Origin of the sequence: Sagittula salina, from assembly GCF_017813235.1 — a bacterium.
Lineage (GTDB): Bacteria > Pseudomonadota > Alphaproteobacteria > Rhodobacterales > Rhodobacteraceae > Sagittula > Sagittula salina.
The window spans coordinates 1-531 of the sequence record NZ_JAGISH010000042.1 but is presented as its reverse complement, the minus strand read 5'-3'; the positions used below and the strand labels follow the sequence as shown (position 1 = coordinate 531).

The following is a 531-nucleotide window of genomic DNA, read 5'->3' as shown; positions in this document are numbered from 1 at the left end:
GGTAAACACCGCGCACGTGGACGCGGCGCAGTATGACGCGCTGTATTCGGCGTCGATCGCGGATCCGGCGGGTTTCTGGGGGGAGCAGGCGAAGCGGCTCGACTGGATGAAGGCGCCGACCGAGATCAAGAACACGGACTTCACCCTGGGCCGGGTGAGCATCGAGTGGTTCCGCGACGGCACGCTCAACGTGGCAGCGAACTGCATCGACCGGCATCTCGCCACCCGCGGCACCCGGACCGCCATCATCTGGGAACCCGACGATCCCGCCGAACCGGCGCAGTCGATCTCCTACAACGACCTGCACCGCCGCGTCTGCCGCATGGCGAACGTGCTGGAGTCCCTCGGCGTCCGCAAGGGCGACCGCGTGATCATCTACCTGCCGATGATCCCGGAGGCCGCCTATGCCATGCTTGCCTGCGCCCGCATCGGCGCGATCCATTCCATCGTCTTCGCGGGCTTCTCCCCCGACGCGCTGGCCGCCCGCATCCAGGGCTGCGATGCCAAGGTGCTGATCACCGCCGACGAGGC

1 protein-coding gene is annotated in these 531 nt (G+C 67.8%); it reads left to right on the top strand.

The window, feature by feature from the left end; genetic code table 11:
• Window positions 1–16: 16 nt before the first annotated feature.
• A partial coding sequence (locus J5474_RS22485) for an AMP-binding protein (protein WP_342454089.1) occupies window positions 17–531 on the top strand: 515 nt, incomplete at its 3' end.